The following is a 26,389-nucleotide window of genomic DNA, read 5'->3' on the forward strand; positions in this document are numbered from 1 at the left end:
TCGGCCTCACGTCGCATTCAATGCCGGAAGATCAAAATCCAGCACGGTGATGGTGTCGCCTTTGGCGATCGCGAAGCGGCCGCCAGAGGGATCGAACGCCATGACGGGCGGTATCGCGTCGCCGCTCAGGCCCCAAATGATGCTGCCGTCCTGACGGCCGGAGGAGAGTTCGGTCCAGGCATGGACGACAGTGCCGGTCGAAAGCTCTATCAGCTTCGGATGCCGGTACAGGGACAACACGTGGCACTTCCCGAGCGGCAAGATCGTTCCAGGCTGCTCGTCCATTTTGAAGGCCCGCAGGCAGGTTCGGCTCGCGACATTGTAGACGGCGAGCCCACACGGATGCAGGCGCGGTTCCCGGTCGTCCTCGATGCTTTCCTGCTCGGGCTCGGCTGAGGCCGCCACCGCAAGGCGATCATCGTCGAGCCAGCAGGCCGAACTCTCCTCGACCAGACCTGGATTGAATGATGCACTGAGTTCATGGCGGCCATCGAGGTGACAGGGGTCCGCGATGGCTTGCGCGACGTCGTAGCACACCGCGAGACTGAGCGGATGCCACAGCCACCCGGCACTGAGCAGACGCCTTCCGTCAGGGCTCGCGCTTAGCCGCGAATGGAAAAAATCAGACGGCTTGCGCTCGACCGATGCCGTGAGCGGCCGGCCTGTTTCGGCCTCCTCCAGTTCGAGGCGGCAATAGTTTCCGGGACAATGTGCCAGCAAGAGCCGGCCGTCCGGAGCGTTGAACAGGGCAACAGGGAATTCGTAGGCGTCTGCGAAGTAGTAGCTACGGTCCAGCTCACGAACAATCCGTCCGTCGCGAAGCAGGAGCCCCTTCGTGCCCAGTCGCTCGTAGATCACGACAAAGCGGCCATCCGGCGACGCCGTGGCGGCGTCGAACCGATAGCCGAATTTCACGATCGCGCGCTTTTCCCCACCGTCGACCGTGAATGCGCGCCCGCCGCTGACCCAGTCCACGAGCTCATCGCCGCGCCAACAGAGCGAGCGTACATCGGACGCGCTGAAACGGGATTGCTTGAAGAGGGCCATTGAGATTCGCAGGCTATCGAGAGCCGGTATCATAGGTTTGACCACGCTCTTGCGATACCCGGCAGCGCAACTCGACCCGAGCGCCGCCGGGAGAATGCCCTGAAGGCAGCAATGTGAGCCTGCTCACAAGGCATCGCGCTGCGGGAACGAGCAGTCCGCGCAAACGTTAACGCCGATGCACCAACAAATGGTTTGATCCCCAAGCATTTGGCGCTAGCCTCACCAATCGACTCCAATCCGGACACGGAGCATGGGAACGTTGGTTCTGCTCGATCTGATGGGCGGCGTTGCGCTGCTGCTGTGGGGCCTGCACATGGTCCACAGCGGGATTCTGCGCGCGTTCGGTCCCGACCTGCGGCGGCTGCTCGGCAAGGCGCTGGGCAACCGCATCAGTGCGTTTGCGGCAGGCCTCGGCCTCACCGCGCTGCTCCAGAGCAGCACAGCGACGGCACTGATCACTTCGTCGTTCGCGGCCGAGGGCCTCGTCAGCCTCGCAGCCGCGCTCGCGATCATGCTGGGCGCCAATGTCGGCACCACGCTGATCGTGCAGGTGCTTTCGTTCAACATCGCGGCTGTCGCGCCCGTCCTGTTCGTGCTCGGCCTCGTCGCCTTCCGCTCCGGACCGCGCTCCCGGATCAAGGACATCGGCCGCGTCTGCATCGGCCTCGGCCTGATGCTGCTGTCGCTGCACATCCTGCTCGACACGCTGGCGCCGGCGGAGAACGCACCCGGCATGCGCGTCGTGATGGCGGCGATAACAGGCGATCCCGTGCTATGCATCCTCATCGCCGCGCTCGTCACCTGGGCGGTGCATTCGAGCGTCGCCAGCGTGCTGCTGATCATGTCGCTGGCCTATTCGCAGTTCATCACACCGTATGCCGCGCTGGCCCTGGTGCTCGGGGCCAATCTCGGCAGCGCCATCAATCCCGTGTTCGAAGGCGCACGGCGCGACGATCCCGCAAGCTACCGCCTTCCGGTCGGCAATCTCGTCAACCGCGTGGTCGGGATCGCCCTCGTCATGCCGTTCCTGGGCGTGATCGCCGCGCACATGCACGCCTGGCAGCCGGATCTGGCGAAGATGACGGCCGCGTTCCACATCGCCTTCAACGCCGGAACCGCGATCATCTTCATCGGCCTGCTCGACACCATGTCGCGCCTGCTTACCCGCCTTCTGCCCGACCGCGTGCAGGAGGCCGATCCAGGCCGACCGCGCTATCTCGACGAGACCGCGCTGGAGACGCCGTCACTGGCGCTGGCCGACGCCGCCCGCGAGGTGCTGCGCATGGGCGATCTCGTCGAGGTCATGCTGCGCAAGGTGATGACAGCGATGATGACCGGTGACCGGGCGCTGGTCGATCAGGTCTCGAAGACGGACAACATCGTCGATGGTCTCGACGAGGCGATCAAGCTCTACGTGACCAAGCTGATGCGCGGCAGCCTCGACGAGAGCGAGGGGCGGCGCGCGATGGAGATCGTCTCCTTCGCCATCAATCTCGAGCATATCGGCGACATCATCGACAAGAGCCTGAGCGAGCTTGCGACCAAGAAGATCAAGCGCCGCTTCCAGTTCTCGGCCGAGGGCGCCGAGGAGCTCGCCGCCTTCCACAAGCGCACGATGGAATCGCTGCGGATCGCCTTCGGCGTGTTCATGTCGGGCGACGCCAACGAGGCGCGCAAGCTGCTGGTGGAGAAGACCATGCTCAAGAACACCGAGCTTGCCGCGGTCGAGCGCCATCTCGACCGATTGCGCGAGGGACGGCCTGAGACCATCGAAACCACCTCGTTGCATCTCGACGTGCTGCGTGACCTGCGCCGCATCCACTCGCACATCTGCTCCGTCGCCTATCCCGTGCTGGATGCGGCCGGCGAGCCCTATCGCAGGACCGAGGCGGAGACCGCCGCCCTGCCCGACTCAGGCGCGGCCTCGGCGCTGCCGCGCTAGGGCGATGCGAACGGCAATCGCGCCGCCTGCCAGAAGCAGCCCCGCGGCGCAAAGCAGGACGGGAGCGATCCAAAGCGTCAGGAACGACAGCAGCCGCGCATCCTCCGGCCGCCGGGGATCGTAGGCGATCCGGACCCGCTCGCCGTCCGCATAAGGCTGGCTTGTCGACCCCGATGAGGATGTGAACGTGATCGGGCGCCCGTCCGCCGTCTGGAATTGAAACGTCGGATAGAGAAACGTCCCGCCATGGTTTCCGCCGCTGCGCGCGACGGCACCGGCGAAATGCGCCTCGGCCTGCTCGGCCCTTGCAAGAAATGCGACGACGACGCCGAGCTCGAACACGCCGAGCCCAAGCAGCACAAGGCCGATCAGAACAACCGATCCAAACAGAGCTGCCGGTAACTTGCGCATGGCGATCGGGATATCCGGATGCCCTGCCGTCGTAGACCGCGATCAGCGCTCCAGCGTCTTCGAAGCGCGGCCGCGGTTCTTGATGATCAGCATGATGTTGCGGATATAGATGATGGTCGCGAGCGACTGGCCGAGGATGATGACGGGCTCGCGCTTCACGACGCCATAGACCAGCGTCATCAGGCCGCCGCCCATCGAGCAGAACCAGAACGCCATCGGCACCACGCTGTTGCCGGCGCGCTCGCTCGCGATCCACTGCACCAGGAAGCGTGCGGTGAAGAACAGCTGCGCGACGAGGCCGAACGCGAGCCAGAAGTCGAACTTGGCGACGAAGACGTCGTAGAGATAGTTGCTCAGCGCCTGACCGTATTGGATGATCATGCGTTCACCTCGGTTACATCTGGTGTCGGCTTCTTGCGGCGGATCAGCCACCACACACCGGCCAGGTCCATGATGCCGATCCACAGCCGGTCGAAGAAGCCATAGTTGGACACGCCGGACCGGCGCGGCCGGTCGATCACGTCGACATAGGCAATGTCAAAGCCCTCGCGGCGGACCAGCGCCGGCAGAAAGCGATGCAGCCCGTCGAAATAGGGCATCATCAGGAACACGTCGCGACGGAACGCCTTCAGCCCGCAACCGGTGTCGCGCGTGCCGTCCTGCAGGATCGCGTTGCGGACCTTGTTGGCCACGCGCGACTGGAATTTCTTGAAGCCGGTGTCCTTGCGCCCGACACGCTGTCCCGCGGCAAGGCCGACATTGGCACCCTTCTCGACCGCGGAGATCAGGTCCGGCAGGAAGGCGGGATTGTTCTGTCCGTCGCCGTCGAGCGTGGCGACGATCGCCCCGCGCGCCGCGCGCACGCCGCTGCGCACCGCGGCCGATTGGCCGCCCGATCTGACGTGCCGCAGCTGACGCAGATTGCTCCGCTGCGCCATCACGGCCTTGAGTCGCTCGCCAGTCGCGTCCGTCGAGCCGTCATTGACGTAGATGATCTCGTAATCCCAGCGGCCATCGAGCGCCGCCGTGATCTCCTCGATCAGCGGCACGATGTTGTCGGCTTCGTTGCGCACGGGAACGACGATGGAAACCGATGGCTGGGACGTCGACAAATCGAGGCTCGTGGTTGGAATTGGCCTGCCCTCGGGGAACCGGGGGCCCCGGCAGGCAGCCGCTTTTATGGGGCGGACGCCCCGCGGGCAACCCTTTTGAGGCGCCCTGTGACCGGCCCCGGAAGCGGCACGATGGTGCCGTCGGCGCGGATGGCGAAGGCGAGCCGGCGGGCTGCAAACCAGTACCGGACCGCCATGGCGCAGACGATGCCGACCAGAGCCCCGGCGGTGACGTCGCTGGGGTGATGCGCGAGCAGCACGAGGCGCGTCAGCAGGATCACGATTGCGTAAGTGAACATGAACACCCGCAGCCGCGGCCACAGTGCGGAGACCGCAAACGCCAGCGCGAACGCCGCGATCGCATGGCCCGACGGCAGGCTGGCATAGGCTCCCGAGCCCTCGAACGGGATGAAGTTGAATGGATCGGCCTTGCCGCCGACGAAGGGACGCCCCCGGCCGATGAGATATTTCAGGATCTCGCCGATCAACGCGGAGAAGGCAACGGACAGAAACAGGAACTGCAGCCGCGTGCCGAGGCCCAGCAGCAACGCGCGCCGTGTGCCGTGAAGCCCCGCCGCGGCCAGCGCCACGACGACCAGCATCACGCCCAGCACCGAGAGCACGTACTCGTCCTTGCCGAAATCGGTCAGGATGCGGATCGGCCACAGGCTGGGCGTGCCCCGCGCCGGCATCAGCTGGATCTCGGTCAGGTCGAACACCAGCATCAGCGCGATGACCAGGGCCGCGCCCGCCACGCTGAGCCACAGCGAATGCCGCGCCAGCTTTCGCGCGGCCTCGGCGCGGCGGGAATGCGAGGGCGAGCGCACGAGCTGCGCCAGCGCGCGCCCCGACACCGTGAGCAATTGCACGGGATAGGCCGGGCGCGAGGCGCTATCGGTGGTCGCCGGCATCTTACTCGGTGCCCTCCGAGCGGAAGATCGAGATCGAGATCGCGCGCCCTTGCGAGAAATTATAGCCGTCGATGCGCGCGCCGACCTTGTAGCGCAGCCCGATCGCCTCGGCGCGCTGCACGAAGCTGCGCTCCGAGCGCTGCTCGATCAGCGCGAAGCGGCAGCTGCCCTGGCGCAGGAAGTCCGCCGCGCCCGAGCCGTCGGTGAGCAGCGTCTGCGTGCCGACCAGGAAGACGAGGCTCGGCTCGTGGTAGCCGGCCGATGCCGCCTTCGGCCCGACACAGGTGACGCTGCGCAAGGCGCGCGCGATCTCGATGCTCGGGAACAGCGGTGTCAGCGACGGCAGCACGATGCCGTAGACCGTCACGGCCAGCATGAGGGCTGCGACCAGCGCATTCAGAACCGAGCGCTCGGCGCGGTTGGTGTCGAACAGCCACCAGGCGAACAGGCCGAAGATCAGCGAGGCCGCAATGAACGGCCAGGCCACGAAGGCCGGCTGCCGCGTCAGCATGACCGCGCCGACCACCGCTATGATCGAGGCCGCCGCAGGGATCGCGAACCACCAGGCCGAGCCGCGTGCGAGCCAGGACCGCGACAGCACGCGCCGCTCCAGCGCGCCGACGGTGAGGATCGCGATCGCGGGATAGAGCGGCAGCACGTAATGCGGCAGCTTGGTCAGCACCGCCTCGAACACGATCCAGGACGGGATCAGCCAGGCCAGCAGGAACTGCGCGCCCGGCTCGCGCCGCGCCCGCCACACCGCAGGCGCCGCCATCGCCGCCAGCGGCGCACCGGGCCAGAACGTGATCCAGAACAGCGCCAGGTACAGTCCGGGCGGCGCGCCATGGGATTCCTGGGCGCCGAGCTTGCTGAGCATGTCGCCGCCGACGGAATCGGCAAAGAAGGCGTCCCCGGCGCGCCAGAAGATCGCGATGAACCAGGGCAGCACCAGCACCAGCGTCCACATCAGGCCCCAGAGCGGGCGCAGCTTCCACAGCCAGGAGGCATCGCGGTCCAGGATCGCGAGTGCGACGATGGTGAGACCGGCGAACATCAGGATCAGCGGGCCCTTGATCAGGATGCCTACCGCAAGCGCGCTCCAGAAGATCGCGGGCCAGCTCCAGGGCGGATGCGTCTCGTCCTCGGCGCGCTGCCAGGACAAATAGGCCCGCGCCATCGCGCCCATCGCGGCGGTCACGCAGAACAGCAGCATCGCGTCGGTCTTGGCGAGCCGCGCCTCGACGCCGAGCAGCACCGAGGCGCACATCAACAGCGCCGCGAGCACGGCCGCGCGCCGCGTGACAAAGGCGAGCGCCGCCCAGTAGGTCATAAGCACGGCGCCGATGGCACCGATCAACGAGGGAATCCGGTACACCCAGATCCGCAATTCGGCCTTCGGCAGCCTAAGGGCGGACGCGGCTTCAACGGCCGCAGATTGCAACCAGTAGATGCCGACCGGCTTCTTGTAGCGGACGTCCTCCTGGAAGCGGATGTCGACATAGTCGCCGCTCTCGACCATCTGCTTGGTCGCCTGGGCGAAGCGCGCCTCGTCGCGATCGATCGGCGGGATCGTGAAGAAGCCCGGCAGGAACAGCAGCAGCGCGCAGAGCAGCAGGAACGCGACCGCGCGGGCGTGGCTGGCCGTCGCGATATCGAGCATCGTCACGAGGCGGCTGCCCGGATTTACGGGCGATTTCGGCTCGCGGGGGGCTCCAAAACGGGGACTTGGGTAGGTCTCGACCATTGGTTCCGCTTACGCTGAAACCGCCATCGCCACAACCGCTTAAGCCGGGCTCATTGAATTCGAATGACAACTGTGTCCGCGGCGCCCGTGGCATCGATCACGGTGAGCCGCGCAAAGCCCGGCCCCGGCGGATCGATCAGGCGTTGGCGGCGGCCGTCGATCTCGCCGCGTGCGGCGCCGTTAACCATGACGGTCATGGGCAGAACCCCGCCGGCGACCTTGACCGGCATGGCAGCGCTCTCCGGCCCGCCCGAGCGATCGACATCGATGCGCGAGCCGTTCAGCGGGAACTGGATGTGCAGCGCCTGCTCGCCGCCGGTCCGCACCAGCTCTCCGACCGGGCGGAACCGTTTGAGCGGCAGCGGCAGTTTGGCGTTGCTGGCAACCAGAGTTCCCTTCGGCGGCTTCGGCAACGGAATCAGCGTCTTGCCGGTCCGGGCGAAGGCGTCGAACAGGATGGGCGCGGCGGCGACGCGGCCGATCAGGCCGGGAACCGGCGCGCCGTCGGGCCGTCCGACCCAGACGCCGATGGTCATGCGTCCGTCGAAGCCGACCGACCAGGCATCGCGATAGCCGTAGGAGGTGCCGGTCTTGAAGGCGATGCGGTTGTGGGCGGCGTTCTCCGGCGGCGGCGTGCCGAGCAGGACATTGCCGACCTGCCAGGCCGCGACCGGATCCAGCAGCCGCATCGGCTCGCGGTCGTCGTTGGCGGCGACGATCTCGCGCAGCGGCTTGGTGGTTCCGAGACGAGCGAAGCCCGCGTAGAGCTGCGCAAGGTCCTGCAGCGTGACGCCGACACCGCCGAGGCCCATGGCAAGACCGGGCGCTTCGTCCTTGGGCAGGATGAGATTGCCGCCGGCCTGCCGCAGCCGCGATGCCAGACGGCTCGAGCCGACCCGGTCGAGCAGCACGATCGCGGGCACGTTCAACGACAATTGCAGCGCCTTCTTCACTGGCACCGTGCCCTGGAAGGTCATGTCGAAATTCTCCGGCGCGTAGGAGCCGAAGCGGACCGGACGGTCGTCGATCAGGCTGTCGGGATGGATGAAACCATCCTCGAAGGCGAGGCCGTAGATGAACGGCTTCAGCGTCGAGCCCGGCGAGCGGATGGCGCGGGTCATGTCGACCTGCCCTGCCCGGCTCTCGTCGAAATAATCGGCCGAGCCGACGCGCGCGAGCACATCGCCGCTCTCGTTGTCGACCACGATGATGCCGACCGAGATGTTGGGCCCCAGCGCGATCGCGCGGTCGCGCGCCAACGGCTCCAGCACCTTCTGCAAGGTCGCATCCAGCGTCAGCTTGATGATTGGCGTGTCCTTGACCGTCGACAGCGCCGCGTCGGAGGCGTGCGGCGCCAGGATCGGCATCGGCTTACGCAGTGTCGGCACCGGCGCGGCCTTGGCTTGCCTCGCGTCGTCCGCGCTGACCACATGCTCCGAGACCATGCGATCGAGCACGCGATCGCGCGCCTTGCGCGCGGCGTCGGGATAGCGGTCGAGCCGGCGCGTCTCCGGCGATTGCGGCAGCGCGACCAGCAGCGCGGCCTCGGCCAGCGACAGTCGCTTCGGCTCCTTGCCGAGATAGGCGATCGAGGCCGAGCGGATGCCTTCGAGGTTGCCGCCATAGGGCGCGAGCGCGAGATAGAGATCGAGGATCTGCTCCTTGCTCATGGTGCGCTCGATCTCGATCGCACGCACCATCTGCCGCAGCTTGGCGTAGAGCGAGCGCTGCCGCCGCGGCTCCATCAGGCGCGCGAGCTGCATCGTGATGGTCGAGCCGCCCGAGACGATGTGGCCGCGCGTGCCGAGCTGCAACGCCGCGCGCCCCAGCGCCAGCGGGTCGATGCCGTCATGGGCGTAGAAGCGCTGGTCCTCATAGGCAAACAGCAGCTTCAGATAGGTCGGATCGACGTTGGTCCTGGCATCGACCGGCAGCCGCCAGCGGCCGTCGGCCATGGCATAGGCGCGCAGCAGCTTGCCGTTGCGGTCGACGATGGTGGCCGAGACCTGCCGCGCCTCGTCGAGCGGCAGCGGGCCGAGAGAATAGACCCAGCCGACGAAGCCGATGATGGCGAGGATGAGCGTGAGCGCGAGGGCTGAGAGGATGCGAAGGCCCCCGCCCCTTGCTCCGTCATGGCCGGGCTTGTCCCGGCCATCCACGTTCTTGCCGCTCGTGCCCAAGTTCGTGGATGCCCGGGACAAGCCCGGGCATGACGACGGAGTTTGTGGCGCGACTTCGCTCATCCGACTCTATTCCGCTCGTCTCACTTCGCCGTCCGCACCTCGACCGTACCCGTGCCGGTGCGGCCATAGCGCGAGGGATTGTACATGTCCTCGACATAGGCCTGCGGCAGTACGTATTTGCCGGGCGAGACCGCGCGCACGACATAGGCGACGGTGAATACCGACTTGGAGTCCGAGGCCCGGTCAACGGCCGCGGTGAAGCGGTCGTCGCGGAACTCGGTATCCTCAGGCTCCTCGCCGTCCTCGATCCAGTCCAGCGTGCCGCTGTCGCCGGACGAGACCAGCTTCGGATTGTCGATCTCGAGGCCCGCCGGCAGATAGTCGGACACCATGATGTGGCCGTACTCCGGCTTGGCTTCGGTGATCTTCAGCACCACCGCGAAGCGCTGGTTCTGCTTGACCTTGCTGATGTCAGCGGGCTTGCCGTCGAGCGTGAAGTAGCTGCGCTCGATCTTGAAGCCGTTCGATGCCGCCGGCTCCGGCGTCACCGGCGAGCCGGACACCGAGACCACCGCCTGCACCGGCGCATCGCCGGTGTTGGTGATCTTCAGCGGCTTGCCGCTCAGGGTGTCCGCCTTGTAGCTGCGATAGAGCGCGGTCTTGACCGGCTGGCCGTCGACTTCGATCGAGAGGTTCTCCTTGGCCAGCGCCCGCGCAGCCAGCACCAGCCACGCATTCTCCTGCGTGGAGGTGTAGGGCGTCAGCCCGCGCGCGGTCTCGACCCGGCTCACCGCCTGCGTCAGCGTCGCCTTCGGCGCGTTGCCCTCGCTGGCGAGCGAGACCAGCGCCGCGGCATCGCGCAGCTGCGAGCCGTAGTCGGTACGGCCGAACTCCAGCACCGGCTTTGGCGCGAGGCTGTCGAGCGCGGCACCATAGACGCGTTCGGCGCGGTTGCGGTCGCCGACCAGCGCGAGCGCCGCGGCAAGCTGCGACTTTGCAATCGGCGTTGCGAGGTTGCCGAGCTTGGTATCGGCGAGATAGCGGAGGTCGCCGATTGGAGCAGCGCCGTTGCGGGCGAGCACGTAGAGGCCATAGGCGAGATCGCGGCCGCCGTCCTTCTCCGGCTCGTTGCCGTTGACGACGGAGTTGCGGATGCGGTCGAGCGCGTTCTTGAACAGGACATCCGGCACCACAAAGCCCTTTTCGCGGGCGCGGGTGAGGAAGTCCGTCACGTACGCATCCAGCCACGCATCGTCGCCGCCGGCCGACCACAGGCCGAACGAGCCGTTGGAGCCCTGACGGGCCAACAGCCGCTCGATGGCGTCGCGGATGCGCTGGTCGACCTCGGTATCCATGGCAAGGTGCGCGCCGGCCGCAAGGTCGTTGACGTAGAGCAGCGGCATGGCGCGGCTCGTGATCTGCTCCGAGCAGCCATAGGGATAGCGGTCGAGCGCTTTCAGGATCGTCGCCGCATCGAGCGCGGTGGACAGGCTCGCCGAGACCGAGACACTGCCGGTGCCCGGCACGAGGTCGGAGAACATGTCCGAGGTCAGCGTCAGGCTCTCGCCCCTCGCGAGCGTCCGGATCGAGCGCCGCGCCAAAACTTGCGTCGCCGCCTTGACGTCGAACGCGTAGTGACGCGCCAGCGCGAGGCCGTTCGGGCCCTTGATGTCGACGTCGAGCGTCGCCTGCCCCGCCGCGGTCGCATCGAGCGCGAGCGTGAACGAATTGCGCTGCTTGGCGGCGAGCTTGACGGTGGTTGCGGGGTTGCCGGTCATCTTCACCGGGCCGCCGGTCTTGACGTTGATGACGTAGTCGCCGGCCTGGCCCTCGACATTGTCGATCTCGAGATTGACCGTGCCGTGGTCGCCGTTGAGCAGGAAGCGCGGCAGGGTCGTGGTCAGCACCACGGGATCGCGGATCACGACGTCGGTGTTGGCGCGGCCGAGCTTGGTCGCGGTCCATGCCACCGCCATGACACGGGCCGTGCCGGCGAACTCCGGAATGTCGAAGCTCACTTCAGTGGTGCCGTTGGCCCCGACCGTCACGATGCCCGAGTAGAGCGCCAGCGGCTTTTGCGAGGGCGGCGAGCCCTGCAGATCGGCCGCGCCGGCATCGCCGCCGGACTTGATCTGGCCGCGCGTGCCCGACATGCCGTCGATGAGCTGCCCGTAGAGATCTCGGATCTCCGCGGAGAGACGACGCTGGCCGAGATAGTAATCATCCGGGGCCGGCGGCTTGTAGTTGGTCAGGTTGAGGATGCCGACATCGACGGCGGCGATGACGATCTTGGCGTCCTCGCCGGGATTGAGCCCGTCGAGCTTGACCGGGATCTTCAGCATCGCGTTGGGGCGGATCAGAGCCGGCGGCGTCAGCTTCACGGCAAGCGTGCGGGCCTGCTTGTCGATGCCGAACCATTTCAGGCCGATGGCGCGGCCCGGCATGCGCTGGGCGGCGGCATCGAGCGGACGGCGCAGCGTTGCCACCACGTAGGCGCCGGTGCCCCAGTCCTTGCCTACCGGCAGCTTCACCTGCGCGGTGCCTTCCTTGACGTCGACGGTCTGCGTCGTCAGCAGGCGGTCGCCGAGCACGTTGATGGTCAGCTTGCCGGCAGAGCGGACGTTGACCGACACCGTCATGGTGTCGCCGGAGGAATATTGCGGCTTATCGATCGAGGTCTCCAGCAGGTCCGGCGTGTCGGCGCTGCCGTCGGAATACCAGCCGACATCGAACTGCACCGAGGTCACGGGGCCATCGGCATCGTTCGACTTCACATCCAGCCGGTAGCGGCCGGGCTGCGGGGTGAGCGAAATCCGCGACGGCTTGTCGGCGGCAATCGTGACATCACCGTCGGAGACGCGCGAGGTCGACTTGACCGGTTCGTACTCCCAGTAATTGTTCTGGCGGTACCATTGGTAACGCGACTCCATCTTCAGGAGCTCGTAGCGGAGGCCGTCGCGTCGCAGCGTTTGGCCCTCGGGCGAGACGAACACGACGTCGAACTCGGCCTTGTCGCCCTCGGCGACGTTCTTGTCGCCAAACAGCGGCTTGATGCCGATCTGCGCCGCGGTCGGCGCGACCGGCAGCACGATCTTGCGCTCGACGGCGCGGCCGCCGGTCTCGACCATGCGGACGAAGATCTGCGCTTCCTGCGGACGCGTCGAGGCCGGCTGCTTGTCGAGCGTCACCGGGAAGGTCGCAACGCCATTGGCGTCGGCCTCGGGCAGGCCCTCCAGCGGCGTGCGCTCGTTCGAGGTGGTCTCCTCGTCGGCGACGCCGAACTGATAGCCTGCAAACCCCGGACGTCCGGCCGCGGGCGCGACCAGCATGTCGCCTTCGAGTGCAAGACCCGAGGCCGGCGCGCCATAGAGGAAATGGCCGTCCGCCTTAAGCTCCACTGGAGCGTTAGCTTTGATCAGCTTGTCCTTGGCGGACAAGTCGAATTCGATCCGATCGGGGACGTAGTCCTCGACCATGAAGGTGGTCTCGCCGACGGAAGCGCCCTTCGGATCGGTGAACGCGCGCACCCGCCACGTGCCGGTCGGCACGGCCGAGTTGAGCGGCACGGATAGCGTGCGGCCGCCGGCGCCCTGGTCGGCCAGTACGGCGCGGCGGTATTCGACGCCATCGGGGCGCTCGATGACCAGCGTCATCGGACCGCCGGTCACGGCATTGCCCTGCCCGTCGCGCAGCAACGCGGTGAGGAAGACGGTCTCGCTGGAGCGGTAGACGCCGCGCTCGGCATAGACGAACGCATCGGCGCCGGCGGGCACGGCGCGCCCCGAGACGCCGCGGTCGGACAGGTCGAACGCCGAGGTCTTCAGGCTGAGGAAGGCGTAGTCGGCCTTCTCGCCGGTAACCGTGAGCATCGCCGGCGACAGGCCGCCCTCGCCGCGCGCCAGGCCCGCCTCGAACAGCACGTGGCCGCTCTCGTCGGTCTTGCGCGTCGCCAGGATCTCGTTGTTGCGCGCGACCAGCCGCACCTCGGCCTTGCCGACCGGATCGGTCGAGGCCAGCGAATTCACGAAGACGTGGATGCCGTCATTGCCGGAGTAAGCGGCCACCCCGAGGTCCGAGACGATGAACCATTGCGTGGCGAGCTGGTACTCGTCGTCCGAGCCCGGGCCCTTGGCCGCCGCCGTCATCACATAGACGCCGGGCTGCAGCTCGCCGAGTGCCTGGTCCACCGGGAATGCCGTGGTGACGTCCTGGTTCAGCGTCATCGCGGTCGAAAGCTCGCCGGTCCAGACCTTGACACCGCGCTCGTCGCCGAGATCGCTGAGCTGGTATTTGGTCAGCGTCTTCTGGAAGTCGCTGTCGACCACCGTGTTGATCAGGTTGCGGTCGCCGATGCGGAAGACGTTGATGTTGACCGCGGGCGTGTTGACGCTGACCACGGGGATGCCGCGCTGGCCGGTCCTGGGCAGCACATAGGCGCGGCTGGTGAAGCGCACGAACGGCTTGCGGTCTCGGACATAGATGTTGAACTCGGCCGATTTCGGCAGCCCCTCCTTCACCGTGGACGGCAGGCCGGCGCGCAGATTGATGTTGTAGCGCTCGCCGTGCTTCAGCCCGTCGACGCAGAGCTGCTTGCCCTCGGCCGACAGTGCCGGCTTGTCCTGGCCCGCCAGCGCCAGGAACGGCGCGAAGTCGGTGCGCTTGGCGAGCTCCTCCGAGAACTGGAAGCAGGCGCGCGGGCTCGCCGAGTCCGAATCCACGGTGTAGTCGAGCAGGCGGAAGCCGTGCTCATCGCGCATCTTCTCATATTGGCCGCGAACGTCGGCGACCTCGCGCATGTCGAGCGACAGCCGCAGCGCGTCCAGCGCCGGCCGCCACAGCTTGCGTTCGGCGAGCGACTTGCCGAGCACGGCGAGCGCATCGGCCTCCTCGCCCGGGTTTCCGGCGCGGGTGTAGGCGATGTAGGCGGCGGTCGAGGCGCGCTCCAGCAGGAAGGTCTGCTCGCTCGAGTTCTTCGGCCAGATCTGGAAGATCACCTTGGCGAGCCGCAGCCAGTTGCCGGCATCCTCAGGCGTGGTGGCCGCGATCTGGCCAAGCACCGACAGGCCGGTGCGGTAGTCGTTGCGCTTGAAGGCGGCGTCGGCATCCGTGCGCAGCGTCGCACTGGTCTTGGCGACCGGCCCCGCCTCGCTCTTGATCTGCGCCTCCAGCTTGATCGCGGAATCGGCAAGGTCGTCTCGCTTGAAGGCTTTGTCGGCGGCCTGCGCGGCCGACAGGCCAAGCGCCAGCGCTGCGCAGATTGTGACGGCGCGAACAAGACCGATCATGGATGGACTCCCGGGAATCGCGGACGAGCGCCGCTGGTCGCATGAAATGCGTGGAAAGGTGACGGACTCAAGGCGATGGAACCAAAGGTGCAAATCGTCGCATTCGCCATGACAAGGCAGGCCCAGAGGAGACCGGCCGAGATACCGCCGCGCACGCCGTCCTGATGGCGCAGCAACACCTCACCGATCGTCCGGCGACCGCATCCCGGAAGCTGTTCAGCGTTCCCGGCGATGTGAACCATCGTCCAGTCCGCTGCCGCTCAACCCGGCACCCTGACACGCCACCGTTCCGCTTTGTCGCGGCATTGAGGAAAACGGTTCGCTTCAGGCTTGGCGAAAGACCAGATTTTTCATATTGGCATGCTAGATGAACGGCCAGCCGCCCCGACCGGGCGGCCCAGGACGGTCCCGTAGCTCAACTGGATAGAGTAGCGGATTTCTACTCCGCGGGTTGCAGGTTCGAGTCCTGCCGGGATCGCCAAGAAAAAACCCCTAGCGATCAAAGGCATTTAGGTCGCCGCGAAATAAAATGATACACGCATGGACTCGAACGAGTGGGGATCAGAGGCGCTCGGTGAGGCAAAAATCCCCGGAGAAATCCCCATCCGCGTTTTCGCTGTGCGGAACGCCGCTTGACCTTGGTCCGCCAGCTTCGACGAGTCTATCGGCCTGATCCGCTGATAGGTCAGGAGCCGGAAGGACCCGATGACGTCGCCGCTCGCTTGGACGGCAACGGCATGAAGCCGCGCAGCATCCATTGCGAGGCCGCGCTCTCCCGCGTGGCGCGAAGATGCGCGGCCAGCCCCAGCACTAGCAGCAGGATGAAGTCATGGCTGGTGCGGCCATGGACCATGCTAATCAGTACCACGAACAGCATCAGGCAGGCCGCAAACCGGTAATCGGGCAGCACCCGCGCGAGCGGTATCAGCGCATGCCAGGTGGTGACGATCACCGCGACCAACAGCGCGCCGGCGAACCAACCAAATTCAATCACGGCCTGGATGAAGCTGTTATGCACGCTGTGCCCGCGCACGCAGCTGCGCAAGGCGAAGCCGCCGGCGCCGACGCCGAATGGCCCCGCCTGAGGCAACAGCCGCACCGCATCGGCCAGCAGCTGCTTGCGGATCGCGAGCGAATTATCGACGTCGACCGGCGGGCATTCCTTGGCGACCGGCAGCAGCATACTGGCATCGGGCGCAATGCGGGCCATGCCCGTTGCCGTCAACAGATGCCGGCCAAACACCGCGGCTGCGCCCCAGCGCGCGCCAGCGCCGGCCCCGATCGCGACAATGAGCAAGGCCACCAGGACGAGCCCACGCCGCCGCGCCCTGCCCTTGCAGAACAGCGCGCCGGCGCCTGCCGACACCACGAGCGCGAGGAGCGAAAACCGCACCATCGACGCTGAAAAGACGGCTACGGCCACGACAGAGAGCAGACCCACCCCTACAAAAGTCCAGCGCGGCAGCCGATCCGACGACACGGCGGCAATCACGACCACGCCCAGCAGGACGGCAAACTGCGTCGGCGCGGCATCGAACTCGCCGAACACATAGGGCTTGCCGTGGTTGTCGGACCATTGCTCGACCAGGGCAACGATTGTTACGGCGATCCCGATCACAACCACCCCGACACCGAGCGACAGCAGGCCGCTACGAGCATCACGGACCGGAGCAAGCCGGCCGGCGGCATATTGAGCCAGAACGACGGCGAGCAGCGCCAGCTCTTTGCGGTCCGAAACGCCATTGAGCAGGCAGGAGATCACAATGCAGCCCGCAAAGGCTGCGACCAGGATGTCGCAGAGATCGACCCGGATTTCCCGCCAGGATGCAACCGACGCCAGCAGCAGCACAGGCACAACCAGAACGAGCCCGGTAAAGATCGCGCCGAGGTCAAGCAGCCCATGCGCGAGAACGGCAATCGGGCCTGCAGCAAAGGCCACGCCGAGCGCGGCCGCACGTAGGAATTGATTCAACAAATGGTTGCCCCGGGCACGCAAATCACGCGTACCGAGCGTGCCGCAACTTCCGTTTGAGATCAAGCCGAGGTTGAGTGTTCCAATATTGCTCGCGTTGGGAACCACCACAAGAAAAGCCGGGCGCACCGCGGGGTATCGCGGCCGGATCGGTGCGCCGGGCCGGAACCGCTGGCCGAGGGGACACATTCGGTTTGGGCGACCTTCGTCCGCGGGAGGTTAATCGCCGGACGAATTCAATCGAGCCGCTCGCCCATGACGAAGCCGAGCGAGCTGATGCCGAGCGTCGGGCCGGCGCGACCGAGATCGACGCAGCGGCCGGTAATGAACGGGCCGAGGTCGGTCGACACCGCCTCGATCGCGACGCCATTGCTAAGGTTGGCAAAACCGTGGTGCGCGGCGCTGCAAATCGATCGCAGCAAAATCAATGCGTTATACGGCGTTGCAAACCGCTCCACGGAACACGGCGGCAACACCGTTTTTCGTTACCTGCTCACTGGAGGCGCGTCATGATCTGCTTCTGGATCATCGAATTGCCTTGCTGGTGGCCGCCGTCGCGTTCGCCCTCTTGGCGATCGTCCTCAAGACTCAACAGCACGAGCCAGGAATCGAATAGAGTGCTTCAATGGTGCTGAACAGCAAACCGTACTCGTGGCAACGGCGATCGTTATTGCGCTTCTGGTCGTCGCGCGCATCCTGCGTTACGAGCCGTATGGCGCGGACCAACACCGCAATCGCTACACCGGAGCAATCTGCAACGTCTCTCCGAAGAATGCTGGTTCAAGTGAGCGGTCGGTTCGGACTCGCTCGACGCCGCAGCATTGCTACGGCTGGCAGTAGCTCGCTCGCGTTCCGAACTGCCGATACGAGTTTCAGGTCAGCTTCGTCCAGGACGCGGTACACTTTTGGGTGATCGCCGTTTTCAGGGCGGGAATCCATGAGCTGTAGGCTGCGGCCCGATAATGGACCTTATCCGACATCATCGAGTCGGCCGTTGCTGGAATCTGAGGCTTCACAAAGGCGACGCCGCGGGCAGCTGTCGCAGCGGCAATTTCCCGGTTCATCGCCTCATCGGACGTCACAGCGACCGCCACCAGCGGGCGCTGCGAGAGCGGCTTGACGGCATCAATCAGCGCAACGAAATCACTTTGCGCCGACGCCGATCCGATATCGTTTGCTCCTACCGTAAGAGCGACCAGGAAAGCGCCACGTTCGCCCAGGACACGCGTTGCCAACCGTTTCGCCTCTTGAATCGTTTGGCCACCAACACCCGCATTAATAACCGGATGCCCGCACAGCTCGTGCGGAAGAGTGGCCATCTCGGTAATGCTATCGCCGAGCACGAAGATGGGTTCGGGAGCGTCGGCCAGTGCCGCTGCAATCATGTACTCCCGCACGTCTTTGTGATCGTGGAATTCGTGGCGGGTCAGTTCGCCGATGCGGCCCTTGAGCCGGTGGACCTCCGAGAAAGCGGCTCCGGCCGCGATAAAACACACAGCGGCCGCCGTCCACGGAATAGCTTTCCTCAGTCCCATTGCAGATTTCAAAGATCATCGTTCTTAGAAAGATGCAACCCGGCCACGTCGATCAACGGATAGGCTCGCCAGCGTGGACCGGCGGGCCTCCTCTTAGGACTGACACAGCGGCAACGGCGGAGATGAATACTCGATCTCGATGATCGTCTGCCCCGCCAGTGCAAGACGTAGGCTCGCTCGGAAGCCGAGCCGGGAGGCTAGCAGCCGGATTAGGCGCACGGGCTCATTTCCATCGCTTGCTGCTTCGCATCATCGGTACTCCCCGGTCGGCGACGTCCCGCTCGTGGTCAGCGAAGTAGCCCGCGCGCCAAGCGTGATCTTGGTGCAGGAGCCGATCGAACTGCCAAGCGACGGCTCGGCCTCCTCCGGCTCGCATTCGTCGTCGCAGGAGTCGCCGGCCCTAGGCTCAAGGCTGAAGGCAACGCCACGGGCTCGCCAGTGTTTCAGGCCTGAAATCAACCACTTGGCGCCGTCTCGACGTCGTGCTGGCCTCCCCATGTCTCGTTGCACGGTGCTGCAAGCCAGCGCTCGCAGGGGATAACGGTTCGGTGAACGAAACAACTTGCTTGTCGCTCGAAGCATACCGGAAACAGATGGATCCTATTCTTGGGGATCAGATTTAGTCGGGAGACTGAACATGATTGCCCTCAAGCTCCTTGCAGTTGCTCTTGGCGCCGGCTTCGTTCTTTCGATGTATTTCGGCGACCTCGGGGCTGACGTCGTGCTCGCCATCATCTCCTGCCTGGCATGATCTAAAGGACCCGCCAGCGTGAACTGGCGGGCATCACTGTTCAGCGGCCACCGGTCGAGACCCAAATAGGCCGCGCCCTGCTCTGCGCAGCCCCGCCCAGCATCTCGATCATGACTGGGATGAAGTTGGCCCGCCACTTTGATGGCTGCATGCTGCGAGACGTTCACCACGACACGCCTTGATACGACCATGACCCCGGTCGGGCCTGCCGAATTTCGAACGCGGCAAGCGCCGCCCGCCCGCGAGTTCCAACGCATTTCAGCGCCCCGGCTTCAACCGCACTCCCTGAAGGCTGTGTTTCGCGCGCAACTTGATATTTGATAATGCGGGAACTTTCGGCAATCCAGTACATTGGAATTGCTGCTGATTTTTGCACTGTTCATCGCCGTACCGGATCCCTCAAGTTTGAGGAGCTGCCGTTGAACCGGGACTTAAAGGAATTCCGCAGACTCGAGCGCGCCTGCCGAGAGCACGCGGCCGTCGCTTCCTTCGACCTTGAGCGTGAGGGCCTGCTCAAGGTGGCCGAGTATTATCGGAAAGCTATCGAGGCCTTGCAGCGTAACCCGCAGCGGACAGCCGATCTGTAAATTTCCCAAGAGGCAGTCCAGCAGCGGCGAGCAGGCATTGGCATCCGTGCGGCATCGAAGCGCACGGATGGCTGGAACGCTCGGTGCAGCGCTGCGTTCTCCCGGTCCCCTGACTTTCCACTCCCAAGTGATCGATTGTAATGGGTTTGCCTGCAAGCTGGCGTCTCACGCTCGCGCCGATGTCGCTCGTCCAAATCGTCAGGCCTGCGACGACAGAGGCAAAACCTTCTAACGACAATCAGCTTGCATGGCCTTTGATCGCGCTTCCCGCGGGATGGCACGCGTCGAATTGAGCATCAGCCGGCCTGGACTGCTGGGCGCCGGATAGCGTGAACCTTGGGAGCCGCCGGCTACGGGCGTCGCGCACCTTTTGCCGGCGGTCCGTTCGGACTCGCCTGTCTAGGGCGAGCGCCAATCAAAGCAGCGCATCGCGCAAAGTTCCTGGCTCCTGCCCGGCAAATTGCTGCGCTTCCCTTTCTCAAGTCTCTCCGCGCCGCGGCGGCCATGGCTCGCACGCAATTCCGTCTCCGCCACGATCGTGATGCTTCCAATAGCCGGGCTGCCCTCGCGTCGCCGGTGCCAAGCCAACCCAGCGAGCGACCCCGCAGTTTGGCGCGGACGCGATATGCCGAAGCGTCGCAGCGATCGGCCATGGGCTCGAAGCAAGTATCCACACGACCGCGACGACGAATGCAGCGGCCACTAACGCGGTTGCTGCCTGAAATCTCCGTCGCAGAGAAGGAGCTTCCCCGTTGCGCCTCGATACCGCACGGAAACGCTGCTGCAAGTCGCGCAGTCGCCGCTCGGACCCGGGTCTAACCGGATTTGGACTCGGTAGGCGTGGCATTGGCATAGCAGCTCCGCCAAACAGACCACGTATGAACTAGAATCAAATCTGGTACCACGCAGCAAGCGCCGGCAAAGGCTGCTCGGCTGCCTCTGGCCTATCCAACACAACGCCAGCCAAACGACGCTCAGCCGAGCCATCGTTCTTCACGAACGCGTGGGTAACCCCTTCCGGGTCTTTGAACCGGCCACATCAGTCCTATCTAAGCGCCGGGCAAAGTTTCGCCCGAGAAGGACCCTGATGCCGCTGTCGGACTGGACGAGAATGGCCATCGCATCTGCCGTGGCCGTGATCGCAATATCGTTTTTGGCAATCGATGCGGGCGTCGACGTGAACGCCGGCGCGATTGCAAAGCGCATCGCGACGGCGCGTGCGTCCATTATGGATGCGGTGGTGCGCCAGCACGAGGTCGCCTTCGCCGTTCAGGCGTGGTCACGCGGCAATCACGACAAGCCGCTCTCGGAGAAGCAGCATCTGGAGCAGTGCCTGGCCATCGACTGATTCGGCGCGCTTCCCGGATCACCCCTCACCTTGATACGTGTAGTTTCGCGATCGACGTTCCGATCTGACTGAACGCGGTCGCGATCTGACTGGATTGCGTCAGCAGAAAAGATTTCGACGTATCGCTCGCACATGCAGGCAGCACAGCCGATGGCCCCGCCCCGTCGGTATCGATCTGCACCGCGTAGATGGTCACCCCGGAATTCTTGATGTTGGTGCACAGCGTGCTCATCCGGTTGTCGACCTGCGTGCTGGTGCTCTGAAAATCGCCGTACCAGCGATCCCCGGTATTCAGACCATCCGTGAACAGCACAATGATATGCTGATACGTGTTGGTCGGAGACTCGGCCGGCGCGTTCATTGGCGCTTGCTGCAGCAACGACAGCCAGCCCCACAACAGACCGATGGTTTGATTGGTCGCGCCCTGCGCCGTCATCGCGTTGATCGTGTTGTTGACGGCAGTCCAGTTGTAGGTCAGGGGCAAGATCGGCGCCGTTGGACAGGATTGATCCTGGTCCGCGATAAAGAATGTCCCGGTCGAGGACGGTGCCGTGGAAAGGGTGTCGTAGTTCTGGTCGCGATCCGTCACGCAGCCGTTCCACTGCGATTTGTTCGAGGTATTGGGCGTGTGGTTCCAGGAATATCCATGCCCGACGCACTGGGCGTAGGTCATCCAGTAGCCGCCGCTGCAATAGGTCTGGTACGGGGCCGAAGCGTTTGGATAGTTTTTGGGATCCCAGAGATCCCAGCGCAACCAGCTTGCGCCCACGTTCGATGTGCCGACGTTGACGTCGATCTCGAACGGAATGACCGAGATGTAGACGTCGCCATCCTTGGCCGCGAGCTTTGAGAGCTGCGAGACCAGGCTTGTCGCAGCGCTCTGCAATGATCCCAGCTTGTTGTAGTTGGCCATGGAGCCGGTGTTGTCCAGCACGAGCGCCACGCGCAGAAGGCTCGCCCCCCAGGTACTGGTCGAACTGGTGCTGAAGCCCAGCTTGGGGTAGCCCACGATCTGCATAAAATCAGACTTGATCTCTCCGGCGCCCGTCGCCTGGATGGTTGCATTCCCGCTGCCGCTGGGAGCGGTGTAGGTGGCCGAAACAACGATCGACTGCGCACCATTGTAGGTGAACAGGCCAGTGAAGTAGCTCTGGACCTTTGCGCTGATCTGGGACGTCGTGATGGTCCCCTGAGCCAGGTCCTTGGCCGCCATCAACACGGCAGAATCCAGCGCCGCTTGCATCGACGTGCGCGCCGCAACAGCACGGCTGTAGTCGATGGCAGCGCCGATGAAGCCCAGAAGCGGGACGAGCGCAAAGGCAAAGATGGCTGCCACGTTGCCGCGATCGGCGGCGATGAAATCGAACAACTTTCCGGTAAGCCGGCGTACGCCGAATCCGCAGAGCATAAACGGCCCCTGAATGTCTCAAATACGGCGATTGTGGAGAATGCAGTTGAAGGGATAATTAAGCCGCAGAAATGTAAGCGGTATCAAAGTCCATTTTTTGCATCGATCGTCCGGGCTGGAAGTCGGCGGCCGTCGCGATGATTGAAGGTGAACGATTCACTAATCCAGCGCCGACCGCCGCATCACAACATCAGGCCCCTACGGAGCCTTTTGTTTGTTCACGATCCGACTCCGCTTCGTTCGCAAAGCACGAATCGCGACCGCGCAAATCGGCTGCGCGCAAATGTTAAGATGAGATTGCCGCGACGCTATCGGCTCATGCGTTCGCGATCACGACCAGCGGCCGCAACCGGTACGCATCGATGGCGGCGTTCGACAGCAGCAGCCTGCGCTTCTCGCCGCGCAGCATCATGCGGTCGATCCTGTTCAGGATGAAGCGCGCCGATTCCCTGTGCTCGCCCGTGAGCAGGCCGGACTGGTCGAGATATTTCCAGGCAATCTCGAACGACTGTGCGCGCAGCTGGAGGTCGGTCATATCCGCACAACGTCGGCGCGGAACGAATGTTCCTGATCTCGGCGAGGCGCAACGTGGTGGCGCGCGATATCCGCAGGCTCTAATCCGTCTGCTCATCCTCGCGACGCTCGCGGGCAAGCTGATGCCACGCGATGGCGAGCTCGATGAGACGTTGCCGGTCAGGACCTTCGGCCGCTGCGGCGCGCTTCATTGCGGCCTCGGCTTCGTGCTGCGGGTCGTACTTGTTACACATGAGGCCTATTGTAGCCGCCCGATCTGGACAAGTGCGTGGCAATTTCGTCCGTATGATTGCGGAGAACGGGCGTTGTCGAAAGCGATTTCGGCACCCTCCGATTGTGGCGGATATGAAACGTCACTCGCGGTTTCAACCGCGTCCGGGACGCTCGTGAACGAAGGTTCGTCCTCGCTCGGACCCATCTGTGAATTGCATCACATCGGACCTCCGGCGTGTCGCGGTAAACATCGTCTCAACGCTTCCAGGAAGCGCAAGACGGCGTGGGAGGTCTTCCCGTCATGAGACAGGACGCAGCGGCTCAAGCCGGCATTCCGGCACAGCGACAGAGGCCCGATCTGTTCGGCATCGCCTGTCTTGCGACCATCGGCATCGTGATGCTGGCCTGGATCGCGGGCCTGGTCTGGGGCGCGATGGCCTTCTTCAACTGGCTCGTCGCCTGACGCGCGATCGGCTCGCATCCGCGCGGCGGAATCGGCCCATTCGAAAAACAAAAGAGGCGGGCTTTCGCCCGCCTCTTCGATTCACATCCTGCGCAGCGGCTCAGTAGCAGGCGCGCGGATCGGCCTGGACGTACTGCCCGTTCGGATAGCGGTAGTAGCAATTGCCCTGGGCCACGTAGTAGCCGGGGCGCGAGGCGGCCGTCGCGCCGGCGATGGCGCCGGTCGCGCCGCCGATCACGGCGCCCGCAGCCGCGCCCGTCGCGTTGCCCGAGATCAGGCCGCCGAGCACACCGCCGACAATGGCCCCGCCCAGCGCGCTCGCGCCCGGATCGGCCGGCGGAGGCGGAGGTGGCGGCTCATAGGCAACCGGAGGCGGCGCCGGGGCATAGGCCACCGGCACGTCGTCGTAATATTCCTCCGAAATGTAGCCGGGCGGTCCCGCCATCCGCTGCGGATAATAGTACCAGACGCCGCCAACATCCCACCACCAGCCGGAACGGCCGTTGTGGACTTCGCGACGCCAGCGCCCGCCCTCCCAGGCGAGATTGCCGCGATAGGCATGTCCACCCCAGTCGCGCGCCGGCGCGGGGCCACGCGCGTAGTTGCGGCCGGGCGGCGGTCCGCCGGCCTGGTGCGGGCCGGGACCGGGGCCGCCAGCGTGAGGCTGGCCGCCGGGCTGCGGCGCCGGGCGGGCCGCCTGCTGCGGCGGAGGACCCTTGCGCATGTTCTGATTGGCCTGGGGCGGCGCACCGGCGCCCTGGCCGGCCGGCGGCGGGCCTGCGTCCCTTGGCGGCCTCGCCTCCTGCGCCTGCGCCGAGAGCGCGAGCAACGACATGGCCGAAACCATGGGAATGATGATCTTGATGCGGCTGGACGCACTCATGCGTGCTTGACCCCTACTCTCTCTGCCGTGGTCCCCGCGCAATAGACGGACGAATCGTCTCGCGCCGGGCTGATGCCGGCTGCCATAACTGACCTGCTTGATCGGCCAAGTCCCGTTACAAATGATTAAGATCACGGCAATTTTTCGGCCCGCCGAGGCCGCGGACGGCGTCGCGGAGCGCCTAGCGCGCCGGCTCGATCACATTGCAATTGGTCCGCCCCGACATCAGGCAGTCCTGCATCTTGCTCGCCGAGGTCAGATCCCGGGCGAGCCACCAGCCGACGCCGAGGATCACGATGGCAATGATCAGCCCGGCGATCGCGCCGCGGCGATTGTCAGCGGATGGAGGTCGCGGCGGGGTTCTGGGCTTCTCGCCCGGTTCGGGCTTCGACGTGGCCTTGGACTCGGACTCGGGCATGGCGACCTGATTGCACGGGCGGGCCGGCTTTAGCACCTCTGCGGCGTGGCGTCACATCCGGGTTTGCCGGTCCGCATCAACCGCGGGTCTGGCGGATCGCGTCCTTGCGTGAGGTCTCGACAGCCGGGATTGCCTGCTGGGCGCGCGGTGCGCAGGTCGTGAGCACGAAGGCCGTCTGGCTGCACTCCCAGCCGGCGCCCAAAACGGTGTTCTCGACCGGCTGCGGACGGGCAAACAGCAATGCGGCCCCCGCCAGCGCCGCCACCACGAAGGTAAGCGCAAGCGCCTTGAGGCCTAGGCGGAAAATGGTCATGCCCGAGCTCCGTCTCGTCTTGGGGCGGACGCTAGGCGTGGCGTCGGGTGCCCACTATGAGGGACATCACAATTCGGCAGTTTTTCGGGGCTACGAGAGATCGTCGGGGCGCGATTTTTCGTCTACCTGATCGGCTGCGATTATGGGTGGCTTCGCGACGCGCGCCGATGTACACGCTTCTGCGTCGCGTGGCGCCTGCTATGCCCAGCCGACGTACCAATTGAAGTGATGTAGGATCGAAAGCGAGGAAGACAAGGCTCGTCCATGAGTGGATTCAGGGAACCCGGCTTCGCAGACCGGCAAAAGGCGGCGCAGGACGCACGCAAAAATCTTTTGAACAAATTCAAGTCGCAGCCGGGCCAAGACGATCCGGCAGTGGCGGCACGCCGCGCCGAGCGCGAGGCCCTCGCGGCCAAGCGCGCCGAGACTAAGGCCGCGCGCGAAGCCGAAAAGGCCGAGCAGAAGCGCATCGCGGAAGAAGCCGCAGCCGCGGAAGCCGCGCGGATCGCCCGCGAAGCCGAAGAAGCGGTTGCCAGGCAAGCCGAACTCGAGGCCGAGCAGAAGGCCAAGCGCGACGCCCGCTACGCCGCCCGCAAGGCGAAGCGCAAGTAGCGGTCGCCAAGCCACCTTCGCGAAGTCATCTTCGCAAAGTCACGTTCAATTGAACTTGAGCCGAAGCATATTCCAGGGCGGTCCACGTGGCCGCCCCAGAATTTTTGACGTGAGAACGCGCGCGCCTGTGTTCGCTGCCGCGCGCCCCGAAGACGGCGAAGATCAGTTCTTCTTCATCATCCCGTCGTCCTTCTTCATCCCGTCCTTCGACATGTGATCCTTCTTCATGCCGTCGTCCTTGGACATGGTGTCCTTCTTCATGCTGTCCTTGGACATCGTGTCCTTCTTCATCATGCCGTCGTCCTTGCCCATCTTGTCCTGGGCAAAAGCCGCCGGAGACAGCGCGAGGCCGAGCGAGACAACGGCAGCCGAGACGCCGAGCGCGATACGGGTACGAATGGTCATGGATCGTCTTCCCTTCGAGATGTGTTTGTCAGCGACGGACGCCGCTATCTGATCTCGACGGATCGACGGACGGATTTGTTACGGCGCGCCAATAAATTCTCCGGGCCTCCGCGCATTCGCCGTAATCACGTTCGCGATATCCGGCCTCCATTCGGAGGAGTATCGACGGCAAGTGTGCAGCGCAGCACGACCGGCCCTTGCCGCGGCATTCGGTCTCGAACTATCAGATGAGAGAACATCGCCTCAAAGACCGGCTAGGATGGGCCCGAACGCCGGTCTGGCAAGACCCGACCCAAATCACGCAACAAGAAC

The 26,389-nt window shown here is 65.1% G+C and carries 24 protein-coding genes and 1 tRNA gene; 7 read left to right on the top strand and 18 right to left on the bottom strand.

Features of this window, described 5'->3' with window-relative positions; translation table 11 throughout:
• Positions 1–6: 6 nt before the first annotated feature.
• Positions 7–1,047 carry a hypothetical protein gene (locus A7X65_RS07385; RefSeq protein ID WP_063683596.1) on the bottom strand — a complete coding sequence of 347 codons (1,041 nt, stop codon included), beginning with the start codon at positions 1,045–1,047 and terminating at the stop codon, positions 7–9.
• A gap of 250 nt (positions 1,048–1,297) precedes the next feature.
• Between A7X65_RS07385 and A7X65_RS07390 the strand changes: the two genes are divergently transcribed.
• Positions 1,298–2,989, top strand: coding sequence for a Na/Pi cotransporter family protein (locus A7X65_RS07390; protein ID WP_063683597.1), 1,692 nt, complete (start codon positions 1,298–1,300; stop codon positions 2,987–2,989).
• Here the strand turns inward: A7X65_RS07390 and A7X65_RS07395 are convergent.
• From A7X65_RS07395 to A7X65_RS07425, 7 genes are all read right to left on the bottom strand, one after another.
• Positions 2,960–3,349: a DUF3592 domain-containing protein gene (locus A7X65_RS07395; RefSeq protein ID WP_167358214.1), complete on the bottom strand. Its 390-nt coding sequence runs from the start codon at positions 3,347–3,349 to the stop codon at positions 2,960–2,962. The two genes, A7X65_RS07390 and A7X65_RS07395, sit on opposite strands and share 30 nt — an antisense overlap.
• Positions 3,350–3,442: 93 nt before the next feature.
• A complete protein-coding gene (locus A7X65_RS07400) occupies positions 3,443–3,781 on the bottom strand; it encodes a lipid-A-disaccharide synthase N-terminal domain-containing protein (RefSeq protein ID WP_063683599.1) in 339 nt (112 codons plus the stop codon).
• Positions 3,778–4,512, bottom strand: coding sequence for a glycosyltransferase family 2 protein (locus A7X65_RS07405; RefSeq protein WP_063683600.1), 735 nt, complete (start codon positions 4,510–4,512; stop codon positions 3,778–3,780). The genes A7X65_RS07400 and A7X65_RS07405 overlap by 4 nt, the downstream gene beginning before the upstream one ends.
• Positions 4,513–4,577: 65 nt before the next feature.
• Positions 4,578–5,423 (bottom strand): phosphatase PAP2 family protein, encoded by an 846-nt coding sequence (locus A7X65_RS07410; protein ID WP_063683601.1) that lies wholly within the window; start codon positions 5,421–5,423, stop codon positions 4,578–4,580.
• Position 5,424: 1 nt separating this feature from the next.
• Positions 5,425–7,167 (bottom strand): ArnT family glycosyltransferase, encoded by a 1,743-nt coding sequence (locus A7X65_RS07415; RefSeq protein ID WP_063683602.1) that lies wholly within the window; start codon positions 7,165–7,167, stop codon positions 5,425–5,427.
• A gap of 50 nt (positions 7,168–7,217) precedes the next feature.
• Positions 7,218–9,326, bottom strand: coding sequence for a penicillin-binding protein 1C (gene pbpC / locus A7X65_RS07420; protein WP_063684856.1), 2,109 nt, complete (start codon positions 9,324–9,326; stop codon positions 7,218–7,220).
• Positions 9,327–9,430: 104 nt separating this feature from the next.
• Positions 9,431–14,635: an alpha-2-macroglobulin family protein gene (locus tag A7X65_RS07425; RefSeq protein WP_063683603.1), complete on the bottom strand. Its 5,205-nt coding sequence runs from the start codon at positions 14,633–14,635 to the stop codon at positions 9,431–9,433.
• A 404-nt stretch (positions 14,636–15,039) separates the two neighbouring features.
• Here A7X65_RS07425 and A7X65_RS07430 point away from each other — a divergent pair.
• Positions 15,040–15,116 (top strand) — tRNA-Arg (locus A7X65_RS07430).
• Between the two features lie 204 nt (positions 15,117–15,320).
• Here the strand turns inward: A7X65_RS07430 and A7X65_RS07435 are convergent.
• On the bottom strand, positions 15,321–16,736 hold the full coding sequence (locus A7X65_RS07435) for an O-antigen ligase family protein (RefSeq protein WP_156527685.1): 1,416 nt from the start codon (positions 16,734–16,736) through the stop codon (positions 15,321–15,323).
• Positions 16,737–16,843: 107 nt separating this feature from the next.
• Positions 16,844–17,029 (bottom strand): RlpA-like double-psi beta-barrel domain-containing protein, encoded by a 186-nt coding sequence (locus tag A7X65_RS07440; protein ID WP_063683605.1) that lies wholly within the window; start codon positions 17,027–17,029, stop codon positions 16,844–16,846.
• Between the two features lie 5 nt (positions 17,030–17,034).
• Here A7X65_RS07440 and A7X65_RS41560 point away from each other — a divergent pair, with 5 nt between their 5' ends.
• Positions 17,035–17,223 (top strand): hypothetical protein, encoded by a 189-nt coding sequence (locus A7X65_RS41560; protein ID WP_156527686.1) that lies wholly within the window; start codon positions 17,035–17,037, stop codon positions 17,221–17,223.
• Between the two features lie 256 nt (positions 17,224–17,479).
• Here the strand turns inward: A7X65_RS41560 and A7X65_RS07445 are convergent, their stop codons facing one another.
• Positions 17,480–18,142 carry an SGNH/GDSL hydrolase family protein gene (locus A7X65_RS07445; RefSeq protein WP_063683606.1) on the bottom strand — a complete coding sequence of 221 codons (663 nt, stop codon included), beginning with the start codon at positions 18,140–18,142 and terminating at the stop codon, positions 17,480–17,482.
• 1,074 nt (positions 18,143–19,216) lie between these two features.
• Here A7X65_RS07445 and A7X65_RS07450 point away from each other — a divergent pair.
• A complete protein-coding gene (locus A7X65_RS07450; RefSeq protein WP_063683607.1) occupies positions 19,217–19,480 on the top strand; it encodes a hypothetical protein in 264 nt (87 codons plus the stop codon).
• Positions 19,481–19,958: 478 nt separating this feature from the next.
• Here A7X65_RS07450 and A7X65_RS40470 read toward each other — a convergent pair whose 3' ends face one another.
• Complete coding sequence (locus A7X65_RS40470; RefSeq protein ID WP_347336372.1) at positions 19,959–20,333, bottom strand: excalibur calcium-binding domain-containing protein; 375 nt, start codon at positions 20,331–20,333, stop codon at positions 19,959–19,961.
• A 234-nt stretch (positions 20,334–20,567) separates the two neighbouring features.
• On the opposite strand from A7X65_RS40470, the gene A7X65_RS07455 reads away from it, so the two are divergent.
• Positions 20,568–20,828 carry a hypothetical protein gene (locus A7X65_RS07455; RefSeq protein ID WP_063683608.1) on the top strand — a complete coding sequence of 87 codons (261 nt, stop codon included), beginning with the start codon at positions 20,568–20,570 and terminating at the stop codon, positions 20,826–20,828.
• Between the two features lie 25 nt (positions 20,829–20,853).
• Here the strand turns inward: A7X65_RS07455 and A7X65_RS07460 are convergent, their stop codons facing one another.
• Positions 20,854–22,197: a TadE/TadG family type IV pilus assembly protein gene (locus A7X65_RS07460; protein WP_245323345.1), complete on the bottom strand. Its 1,344-nt coding sequence runs from the start codon at positions 22,195–22,197 to the stop codon at positions 20,854–20,856.
• Between the two features lie 355 nt (positions 22,198–22,552).
• On the bottom strand, positions 22,553–22,771 hold the full coding sequence (locus tag A7X65_RS07465) for a hypothetical protein (protein WP_063683610.1): 219 nt from the start codon (positions 22,769–22,771) through the stop codon (positions 22,553–22,555).
• 513 nt (positions 22,772–23,284) lie between these two features.
• On the opposite strand from A7X65_RS07465, the gene A7X65_RS42540 reads away from it, so the two are divergent.
• Positions 23,285–23,446 (top strand): hypothetical protein, encoded by a 162-nt coding sequence (locus A7X65_RS42540; RefSeq protein ID WP_063683611.1) that lies wholly within the window; start codon positions 23,285–23,287, stop codon positions 23,444–23,446.
• Between the two features lie 100 nt (positions 23,447–23,546).
• On the opposite strand, the gene A7X65_RS07475 is transcribed toward A7X65_RS42540, so the two are convergent.
• The 3 genes from A7X65_RS07475 to A7X65_RS07485 all read right to left on the bottom strand — a co-directional run bounded on the left by A7X65_RS07475 (position 23,547) and on the right by A7X65_RS07485 (position 25,060).
• Positions 23,547–24,329, bottom strand: a complete 783-nt coding sequence (locus A7X65_RS07475; protein WP_063683612.1) for a hypothetical protein — start codon at positions 24,327–24,329, stop codon at positions 23,547–23,549.
• Positions 24,330–24,510: 181 nt separating this feature from the next.
• Entirely contained in the window at positions 24,511–24,747 is a 237-nt protein-coding gene (locus A7X65_RS07480; RefSeq protein ID WP_063683613.1) for a hypothetical protein, read from the bottom strand.
• A gap of 76 nt (positions 24,748–24,823) precedes the next feature.
• Positions 24,824–25,060 (bottom strand): hypothetical protein, encoded by a 237-nt coding sequence (locus A7X65_RS07485; protein WP_063683614.1) that lies wholly within the window; start codon positions 25,058–25,060, stop codon positions 24,824–24,826.
• Between the two features lie 264 nt (positions 25,061–25,324).
• Here A7X65_RS07485 and A7X65_RS07490 point away from each other — a divergent pair, with 264 nt between their 5' ends.
• Entirely contained in the window at positions 25,325–25,672 is a 348-nt protein-coding gene (locus A7X65_RS07490; protein WP_063683615.1) for a DUF6481 family protein, read from the top strand.
• A gap of 162 nt (positions 25,673–25,834) precedes the next feature.
• Here the strand turns inward: A7X65_RS07490 and A7X65_RS07495 are convergent, their stop codons facing one another.
• Entirely contained in the window at positions 25,835–26,077 is a 243-nt protein-coding gene (locus tag A7X65_RS07495) for a pentapeptide MXKDX repeat protein (protein ID WP_063683616.1), read from the bottom strand.
• Between the last annotated feature and the right edge of the window lie 312 nt (positions 26,078–26,389).

The sequence above is a fragment of the Bradyrhizobium stylosanthis genome (assembly GCF_001641335.1).
GTDB lineage: Bacteria > Pseudomonadota > Alphaproteobacteria > Rhizobiales > Xanthobacteraceae > Bradyrhizobium > Bradyrhizobium stylosanthis.

Coding starts and splice junctions, on each gene's coding strand:
- A7X65_RS07385 (WP_063683596.1), bottom strand. CDS start 1,047: ATGGCCCTCTTCAAGCAATCCCGTTTCAGCGCGTCCGATGTACGCTCG.
- A7X65_RS07390 (WP_063683597.1), top strand. CDS start 1,298: ATGGGAACGTTGGTTCTGCTCGATCTGATGGGCGGCGTTGCGCTGCTG.
- A7X65_RS07400 (WP_063683599.1), bottom strand. CDS start 3,781: ATGATCATCCAATACGGTCAGGCGCTGAGCAACTATCTCTACGACGTC.
- A7X65_RS07410 (WP_063683601.1), bottom strand. CDS start 5,423: ATGCCGGCGACCACCGATAGCGCCTCGCGCCCGGCCTATCCCGTGCAA.
- A7X65_RS07415 (WP_063683602.1), bottom strand. CDS start 7,167: ATGGTCGAGACCTACCCAAGTCCCCGTTTTGGAGCCCCCCGCGAGCCG.
- A7X65_RS07425 (WP_063683603.1), bottom strand. CDS start 14,635: ATGATCGGTCTTGTTCGCGCCGTCACAATCTGCGCAGCGCTGGCGCTT.
- A7X65_RS41560 (WP_156527686.1), top strand. CDS start 17,035: ATGCGTTATACGGCGTTGCAAACCGCTCCACGGAACACGGCGGCAACA.
- A7X65_RS07445 (WP_063683606.1), bottom strand. CDS start 18,142: ATGGGACTGAGGAAAGCTATTCCGTGGACGGCGGCCGCTGTGTGTTTT.
- A7X65_RS07450 (WP_063683607.1), top strand. CDS start 19,217: ATGCGGGAACTTTCGGCAATCCAGTACATTGGAATTGCTGCTGATTTT.
- A7X65_RS40470 (WP_347336372.1), bottom strand. CDS start 20,333: ATGCCAATGCCACGCCTACCGAGTCCAAATCCGGTTAGACCCGGGTCC.
- A7X65_RS07455 (WP_063683608.1), top strand. CDS start 20,568: ATGCCGCTGTCGGACTGGACGAGAATGGCCATCGCATCTGCCGTGGCC.
- A7X65_RS07465 (WP_063683610.1), bottom strand. CDS start 22,771: ATGACCGACCTCCAGCTGCGCGCACAGTCGTTCGAGATTGCCTGGAAA.
- A7X65_RS42540 (WP_063683611.1), top strand. CDS start 23,285: ATGAGACAGGACGCAGCGGCTCAAGCCGGCATTCCGGCACAGCGACAG.
- A7X65_RS07475 (WP_063683612.1), bottom strand. CDS start 24,329: ATGAGTGCGTCCAGCCGCATCAAGATCATCATTCCCATGGTTTCGGCC.
- A7X65_RS07480 (WP_063683613.1), bottom strand. CDS start 24,747: ATGCCCGAGTCCGAGTCCAAGGCCACGTCGAAGCCCGAACCGGGCGAG.
- A7X65_RS07485 (WP_063683614.1), bottom strand. CDS start 25,060: ATGACCATTTTCCGCCTAGGCCTCAAGGCGCTTGCGCTTACCTTCGTG.
- A7X65_RS07490 (WP_063683615.1), top strand. CDS start 25,325: ATGAGTGGATTCAGGGAACCCGGCTTCGCAGACCGGCAAAAGGCGGCG.
- A7X65_RS07495 (WP_063683616.1), bottom strand. CDS start 26,077: ATGACCATTCGTACCCGTATCGCGCTCGGCGTCTCGGCTGCCGTTGTC.